This is a genomic window from Kitasatospora sp. NPDC096140 (assembly GCF_040303045.1).
Classification (GTDB): domain Bacteria; phylum Actinomycetota; class Actinomycetes; order Streptomycetales; family Streptomycetaceae; genus Kitasatospora.
In genome coordinates, this window is sequence record NZ_JBEOUW010000004.1 from 218,077 (window position 1) to 225,667 (window position 7,591).

General features: G+C 74.2%; 6 protein-coding genes. 2 read left to right on the plus strand and 4 right to left on the minus strand.

Annotation, left to right across the window (positions count from 1 at the left end; all coding sequences use genetic code 11):
- Position 1: 1 nt before the first annotated feature.
- Genes ABT048_RS05730 through ABT048_RS05740 form a run of 3 tightly spaced genes read right to left on the minus strand, consistent with a single transcriptional unit; the run spans position 2 to position 4,221 of the window.
- Entirely contained in the window at positions 2-484 is a 483-nt protein-coding gene (locus ABT048_RS05730) for a poly-gamma-glutamate biosynthesis protein PgsC/CapC (RefSeq protein WP_189916166.1), read from the minus strand.
- Positions 481-1,974 (minus strand): poly-gamma-glutamate synthase PgsB, encoded by a 1,494-nt coding sequence (pgsB, locus tag ABT048_RS05735; protein WP_350520016.1) that lies wholly within the window; start codon positions 1,972-1,974, stop codon positions 481-483. Before pgsB ends, ABT048_RS05730 begins: the two co-directional genes overlap by 4 nt.
- Before the next feature lie 21 nt (positions 1,975-1,995).
- Positions 1,996-4,221: a HAMP domain-containing protein gene (locus tag ABT048_RS05740; RefSeq protein ID WP_350520017.1), complete on the minus strand. Its 2,226-nt coding sequence runs from the start codon at positions 4,219-4,221 to the stop codon at positions 1,996-1,998.
- A gap of 224 nt (positions 4,222-4,445) precedes the next feature.
- On the opposite strand from ABT048_RS05740, the gene ABT048_RS05745 reads away from it, so the two are divergent.
- Positions 4,446-5,408, plus strand: coding sequence for a hypothetical protein (locus tag ABT048_RS05745; RefSeq protein WP_350520018.1), 963 nt, complete (start codon positions 4,446-4,448; stop codon positions 5,406-5,408).
- Positions 5,409-5,459: 51 nt separating this feature from the next.
- On the opposite strand, the gene ABT048_RS05750 is transcribed toward ABT048_RS05745, so the two are convergent.
- Positions 5,460-5,897: a gamma-glutamylcyclotransferase family protein gene (locus tag ABT048_RS05750; protein WP_189916169.1), complete on the minus strand. Its 438-nt coding sequence runs from the start codon at positions 5,895-5,897 to the stop codon at positions 5,460-5,462.
- Between the two features lie 98 nt (positions 5,898-5,995).
- Between ABT048_RS05750 and ABT048_RS05755 the strand changes: the two genes are divergently transcribed.
- Complete coding sequence (locus ABT048_RS05755) at positions 5,996-7,450, plus strand: NAD(P)H-quinone dehydrogenase (RefSeq protein ID WP_350520019.1); 1,455 nt, start codon at positions 5,996-5,998, stop codon at positions 7,448-7,450.
- Positions 7,451-7,591 lie beyond the last annotated feature (141 nt).

Consider the following 7,591-nt stretch of genomic DNA (forward strand, 5'->3'; position numbering starts at 1 on the left):
ATCAGGTGCCGGGCAGGGCGCCGAGCAGGACGCCGGCGGTGAGGACGACGTAGTTGGCGAGCGTCACCGTGCTGGTGGCCATCAGGGTGGCCGCCCGGGGCTGGCGGACCAGCTGGTAGGCGATCAGGCCGGGGACGATGAAGCCGAGCGTCTGGTTGGCGTACAGGGTGGGCAGCTCGCGCTGCAGGACCAGCATCACGGTGGCCTGCAGCAGCACGCCGATCAGCACCACGGCGGCGAACAGCCGCTTGCCGTAAAGGATCACCAGCTTCTGGACGACCCGGATGGCGAGGTAGGTCAGCACCGTCACGCCGATCACGATGGCCACCCGCTGGAGGGACTCGACCAGGGTGAGGGCCAGCCAGCCGGGGGTGATCATGCCGCCGGGGGAGAGGTTGGTGGTCAGGTAGCAGACCAGGGAGAAGACCAGGCCGAGCGCGATGCCGATGGCGGCGATCTCGGGGGTGAGCTCGGTGGGGATCACTGCTGGTCTCCGTAGGGGGCGGTGGTGCGGTGGTGGGTGTCGTACCAGGAGTCGGGGAGCGGTTCGGGGCGGTAGACCGACTCGGTGCGCGGGGCCCGGGCCGGGTAGGCGTGCCGGTCGGCGTACGTGGCCGGGTCGCCGTACGGCTCCGGGTCGGCGTACTGGCCCTGGTAGTGGTGCTGGTGCTGGTACGGGTACGGGTACGGGTACGGGTCGGCCTCGTACGCGGGCTCGGGGTAGTCCGGCTCCGGGTAGAGCGGTTCGGGCTCGTGGTACGCGTACTCCGGGGTCTCCGGCCCGTCCGGGGCCGCGTCGGCGTCGAGCCGGGCGAGCTCCTCCAGGAACAGCTCGCCCTGGCCGTGGATGTTGCCGACCGCCACCAGCGAGGAGTCCGGCCCGAGTTCGGCCAGCAGCTCGGCGGTGAGCCGCTCCGGGTCCCGCTTGTCGCCGCCGAGGTCGACGACGCGGCCCGACCAGCCGGCCGGGATCCCGTCGCGGGCGCTCTTGGTGGGGTGGCCGATCAGGAAGACCGTGTCCGGGTCGAGGTCCGGGACGATCTGGCCCATCTGGCCGTTGCGCTCGACCCGGTCCGGGCGGCAGTTGATCACCACGTTGAGCGGGCGGTGGATCGCGCCGAGGTCCTCCAGCTGGCGGACGTTCATCAGCGTGGACTCGGGGTCGTTGGCGGCGAAGACGTTGGCGAAGCGCAGCCGCTTGCCGTCCGCCGTGCGGTAGCGCTCGACCGACAGCACGCCCGGGTCCGGCGGGGCCGCCCACATGCCCTGCAGCGCGGTCTGCCGTTCCACGCCGAGGAGTTCGGCGACGGCGAGGGCGATCGCCACGTTCTCCTTGAAGGTGAACCAGCTGAACCCGCGCAGCTCCTCGTCGGTGACCGTCTCCGGGTCCACCACGATCAGCCGGCAGTCCCGCTTGGCCGCCTCCTCGCGCAGGATGTGCGCGCGCTCCTGCTCGGCGGTGACGCACACCCCGCCGACCGGCATCGAGCGGGAGAGCGAGCGCGCGACGTCGTCCAGGGTCGGGCCCATCTCGGCCAGGTGGTCCTCGCGGACGTTGCACAGCACGCCGATGGTGGAACGGATCAGCTTGGTCTGGTTGACCTCCTGGAGCGCCGGCATGACGGCCATGCACTCGATCACCAGGGCGTCCGGCCGGTAGGTGGCGGCGCGGCGGACGATGCCGATCTGCTCCACCACGTTGGCGATGCCGAACTTGCGGTAGACCGGCTCCTCGGTGGCGTCCGGGTGGATGAACCGGGCCGCGGTGCCGGTGGTCTTGGCGACCGTCACCAACCCGCCGCCGCGCAGCGCGCCCGCGCACAGGCGGGTGATCGAGCTCTTGCCGCGGATGCCGTTGACCAGGACCCGGGTCGGGATCTGCTCCAGCGCGGTGAAGTGCCGGCGCTGCTCGACGATGCCGGCCACCAGCAGCACGGTGCAGCACACCAGCAGCACGACGTAGAGGAAGAGCACGGGAGGTCCTTCGGGCGGGGCTCAGCGAGCGGTTGCGGGGGTGCGGCGGACGGCGCGCTCGGCGAGTTCGGCGCGCACCAGTTCCTGGCGGATCAGCTCCAGGCTGCGGGCGACGGCGCCGACCTCGTCGTGGTGGACGGGGTAGAGCACGGTGCGGCGGTCCCCGGCGGCCAGCGCCTCGGCGCTCGCGGCGAGGCGGCGCAGCGGCAGGCCGACGGCGATGTACAGCCAGCCGAGGCAGAGCGCGGCGGCGGCCAGGCCGAGCATGCCGGCCAGGATCGCCCGCCGGTCGGCCCGGTTCTGGTCGAGGTGCAGCCAGGCCACCGGGTTGGCGGTGACGACGGACCAGCCGAGCTTGGCGACGCTGCCGTTGCCGCCGAGCGGGGCGGCGGCGAGCAGGGCCGGGTCGCCGCCGTCGCGGAGCACGTCGGCGGCGGCGGACTTCTTGGCGCCGTCGAGGATCGTCCGGCCGCGGCCGTCGGGCAGCTCGCCGAAGGAGCTGTAGCCCTCGTTGGCGGCGAGCACCCGCTGCCGGTCGTCGACCAGCCAGACCCGGCCGAGGCCGGGGCGGACCAGCAGGCCGCTGAGGAAGTCGGTCTTGAACTCGCCGACCAGGACGGGGCCCTTGGGCTCGGGTGCGCCCTCCGTCTCGGCGTCGGCCGGGGCGGCGGTGAGGGCCGCGCGGGCGGCGATCCGGGGCTCCTTGCCGGAGCTGTTGAGCAGCAGCACGCCGCTCGGGCCGAGGGCCTGCGGACCGGTGCGGTGCGGGGTCTCGCCGGCGTGGGCGAGGAGTTCGCCGTTCGCGCCGAGGACGTAGAGCGAGCGGTAGCGGTCGTGCTCGGCGAGGGTGTCGCGCAGCTGGGTCTCGGCCTTGCCGACGGACGCCTCGGTGAGCGAGGGGGCGATCGAACGCAGGTCCGCGTAGCCCTCGTTGAGCGCCTGGCGGATCCGGTCGGCGGCGGTGTCGGTGCGGTCGCGCTGACCGGCCACGACCTGGGTGGGCACCCGTACGGTCGGGTCGTTGCCGCCGAGGAACAGCAGCGGGCCGGACCAGCCGAGCACCAGGACGGCGCAGAGCGCGAGCGGCAGCGCGGTGCCGGGGCGGCGCCCGCGGGCGGGGGCGTCGGCCGGCGGGCGGGCCGGGTCCAGGAGCTGGAGCCGCAGCTCCTCCAGGGCGCGGGCGATCCGGCCGGCCTCGCCCCGCTTCGGGCCGCGGACCGGCTGCTCCAGCCGGTCGCCGCGGGTGAGCCGGCGGGACTCCAGGAACAGGCCCAGCAGCGGGCGCTGGAGGCTGCGGTTCAGGTACCAGGCGAGCAGCAGGGCCAGGACGATCAGGGCGCCGGCGGCGGCCAGGCCGAGCATGGGGTGGCGCAGGTTGCCGGGCTTGCCGTCGACGGTGCTGGTGGACACCACGGTCAGGCCGAGCGGGGTGGCCGGGTCGTGCCCGTCGGGGGTGGCGACGGCGGCCCAGCCGGCGACCCGGCGCTCGCCCTTGGCGTCCGGGCTGCCGGCCAGGCTGCCGGAGACCGTCTCGCCGGGGGCCGGGTGCCGGCGGGCGGCGCGCTCGCGGGCGGCGGTGACCAGCTTGCGGTCGCCGTCCGCGGTGAGCGCCGCGCCGGTGGTGTCCAGGACGGCGCCGCCGGCGTCGAGGACCTGGATGGTCTGTTCCTTGCGGGTGGCGATGCCGGGCAGCCGCAGGTTGTCGGAGGCGACCAGCAGGGCGCGTCCGTCGGCCTTGGTGGCGACCAGCGCGAAGGTGAGCAACCGGGTGCCGGCGGTGGAGGGCACCAGGACGGGCGCGGGCGCCGTGTCGGTGACCTTGGTGAGGTCCAGGCCGGCCAGTGGGACGGTCTCGCCGCGGGCGGCCAGCAGCCGGCCGGTGTCGGGGCGGACCACCACCGTGCCGCGCCACTTGTGGTACGCCTGGCCGAGCGCGGTCAGCACGGCCGCGGGCTCGGCGGGCGTGCTCTCGTACCGGGTGGCGGCCCGGTGCAGGTCGGTGGCGCTCTCGTGCAGTCCGGCCCGCAGCGAGGCGGCGGTGTCCTCGGCGGCGTACTGGTGGGACTCGCGGACGGCCTGCGGGGTGTCGTCGACGCGCAGTCCGCCGACGGCCAGGGCGGTGATCGCGGCGACCGCGAGCAGCAGGACCAGCAGCAGCACGATGGGCGGGCGGATGCCCCCGAGCAGCGGCATGTCGGCCCGGCGGCGGTAGCGGTGCTGCCGCGGCGGGTTGGGTGCCGTGCTCACGAGGGGCCTCGTTCTCCTCCGGCTCGCCGTGCCGGCTCCGGGAGGCGGCGGCAGGCCTTCCCGGTCAAGCAATGATCAAGAACAGGTCAAGCCGAACCAGCGTACGAAGCGGTTCACCGAAACCTGTCACGTATCGGTGTCGATCCGGTGCCGCTTGGGTGTCGATCCGGCCGGTCCCGGCGTGGATCATGGCCGCGGTGGCGGGCACGGTAGGTTCGTCCGCCATGGAGACTCGGGGTTCGCGACGCTCACTGCTGCTGCCGGCGGCAGTGCTGCTGGTACTGGCGGTGCTCGCGGGGGTGCTGACCCTCGCCGCGCGCGGCGAGGCCGGGCAGCCGCGGGCGGTCCGGTCGGGGCCCTCCGGCCCGGCGCCGGTCGACCTGGCGGCCCGGGTGGACGAGTACACCGCCGAGTTCACCTCGGACGGTCCGTACACCGCGCCGGACGCGGCACAGCGCCGCGCGGTGGCCGACGGCGTGCTCGGCGAGCTGGACGGCCAGTCCGAGCAGGCCGGCCGGGCGCTGGCCCGGGTCGGCTACCGGCTCACCGAGTTCACCGAGGCCGCGACCGGCCGCCGGGTGGCCGAGATCGCCGACGGCACCGCGGACGGGACCCGCGGCTGGGGCCGGATCTACCTGGACCTCTCGGCCCGGCCGAACTGGACGGTGCAGGTGCCCCACCCGGTGTCGGACGCCCGGACCGAGGCGCTCGGCGTGGAGCTGTTCCGGGCCGCGCCGGGCGGCGTGCTGGTGCTCGCCGGGGCGCACCGCCGGGCCGGGGCGGACGGCTCCTCGGACGTCGCGCACCGCTCCGACACCGTCTTCGCCGCCGTGGTCGAGGCGCTCACCGGCCGCGGGCTGCCCGGCATCCAGGTGCACGGCTTCGACGAGGGCAGCCTGCCCGGCCAGGACGCGGTGGTCTCCAGCGGCGCCGGGCAGGCCGGACCGGCCGCCGAGCTCACCGCCGCCGGGCTGGGCCGGGCCGGGTACGCGGTCTGCCGGGCCTGGCGGGACAAGTGCGGGCAGCTGGAGGGCACCACCAATGTCGAGGGCCGGTCCGCGTCCGGCGTCGGGGTGCCGTGGCTGCACGTCGAGCTGGGTAACGGGCTGCGCACCGAGCCGGCCCGCCGCGCGGCGGTGGCCGGGGTGCTGGCCGAGACCGTGCGCAGCTGGGGCGCGAAGCCCTGACGGACCCCCAGCAGTTCTGTGGGACCCCTCTTCGGGCCCTCGACCGCGGCTCTAACAGGGGCGGCGGCGCAGGTCCATGACGTAGTCGTGCGGGGCGCCGGCGCTCTCGGCGGCGTCGGCGATCAGGCCGAGGTAGCGGGCCGCGGGCAGTCCGCCCTCGTAGTCGTTGAGCACGTACGTCCAGACCGGGATGGAGCCGTCCAGGGTCTGCGCGCGCAGCTTGATCTTGCGGTAGATGCCGAGCTGGACGCCCTCCCAGCGGTCCAGGCCGTCCTCGTCCATCGGCGAGACGTCGTACAGCGAGACGAAGACCTGGTCCTTCTCGTCCTCGACGACGGTGGCCAGCGAGCCCTCCCAACCGAGCTGCTCGCCGCCGAAGGTGAGCCGCCAGCCGTCCAGCCACCCCGTGCCGCGCAGCGGGGAGTGCGGGGCTCGGCGGGTCATCTGCCGGGCATCGAGGTTGGTGGCATACGCGGCGTAAAGGGGCATGGGGGCCAGCGTAGCCGGGGCGGCGCCCGGACCGGGCTACTGGACGAAGGTACGGAAGCCCGGACCCCGGCGTGGCGGCGCTCCCGGCGTGCGGGACAATGGTGAGCGTGACTCGGATCGTGATCATCGGTGGCGGACCCGGCGGCTACGAGGCGGCTCTGGTCGCCGCACAGCTCGGCGCGGAGGTGACCGTCGTCGACCGCGACGGTCTGGGCGGATCGGCGGTGCTCACGGACTGCGTTCCGTCGAAGACACTGATCGCGACCGCGGAGGTGATGACCACCTTCGACAGCTCGTACGAGGAACTCGGCATCATCGTCGCCGACGACACGCCCCCCAACGAGCAGGCCGCCAGGGTCGTCGGCGTGGACCTGGGCAAGGTCAACCGCCGTGTGAAGCGCCTGGCGATCGCGCAGTCCCACGACATCACCCAGTCCGTCACCCGGGCCGGCGTCACCGTGCTGCGCGGCCGCGGCCGGCTCGGCACCGGCGGGCAGGCCGTGGACGGCTCCCGCGAGGTCCTGGTGGACGCGCCCGACGGCACCGTGCACTCGCTGCGCGCCGACGCCGTGCTGATCGCCACCGGCGCCCACCCGCGCGAGCTGCCGGACGCCCAGCCGGACGGCGAGCGGATCCTGACCTGGACCCAGGTGTACGACCTGGAGGAGCTGCCCCGCGAGCTGATCGTGGTCGGCTCCGGTGTGACCGGCGCGGAGTTCGCCGGTGCGTACCAGGCGCTCGGCTCCAAGGTCACCCTGGTCTCCAGCCGCGACCGCGTGCTGCCGGGCGAGGACCCCGACGCCGCCGAGGTGCTGGAGGACGTCTTCCGCCGCCGCGGCATGAACGTGATGGGCCGTTCGCGGGCCGAGAGCGTCAAGCGGATCGGCGACCGGGTCGAGGTGACCCTGGCCGACGGCAAGGTGATCGAGGGCTCGCACTGCCTGATGGCGGTCGGCTCGATCCCCAACACCGCCGAGATGGGCCTGGAGGAGGCCGGGGTCAAGCTCAACGACTGGGGCCAGATCCAGGTCGACCGGGTCTCCCGCACCACCGCGCCCGGCGTCTACGCGGCCGGCGACTGCACCGGCGTCTTCATGCTCGCCTCGGTGGCGGCCATGCAGGGCCGGATCGCCATGTACCACGCGCTCGGTGACGCGGTGCAGCCGCTGAACCTCAAGACCGTGGCCTCCAACGTCTTCACCGACCCGGAGATCGCCACCGTCGGCTACACCGCGGCCGACGTGGAGTGCGGCAAGATGGACGCCGTCGTGGTCAAGCTCCCGCTGCGCGGCAACCCGCGGGCGAAGATGCAGGGCATCCGGGACGGCTTCGTGAAGCTGTTCTGCCGTCCGGGCACCGGCATCGTGGTCGGCGGTGTGGTCGTCGCCCCGCGTGCCAGCGAGCTGATCCACCCGATCTCGCTCGCGGTGGACGCCAATCTGACGGTCGAACAGGTGGCCAGCGCCTTCACCGTCTACCCGTCCGTCTCCGGCTCGACCGCCGAGGCCGCCCGGCAGCTGCACATCCGCAAGCGGGCCGACGGCGAATCCTGAGCGTCCGGCGCACAGTTGAGGGGCGGTCGCCGATCGGCGACCGCCCCCCCGCCCGGAGCGCCAGAAGACACGCAGGGGGGGGGGGGGCCGGGGGGGTTTGGTCGGGTTGTGTGGTTGTGAGAAGACAACTCTGAGAGACAG

Excerpts from the sequence above, each read along its gene's own strand:
- ABT048_RS05750 (WP_189916169.1), bottom strand. The coding sequence starts at position 5,897 with ATGCCCCTTTACGCCGCGTATGCCACCAACCTCGATGCCCGGCAGATG.
- ABT048_RS05745 (WP_350520018.1), top strand. The coding sequence starts at position 4,446 with ATGGAGACTCGGGGTTCGCGACGCTCACTGCTGCTGCCGGCGGCAGTG.
- ABT048_RS05755 (WP_350520019.1), top strand. The coding sequence starts at position 5,996 with ATGGTGAGCGTGACTCGGATCGTGATCATCGGTGGCGGACCCGGCGGC.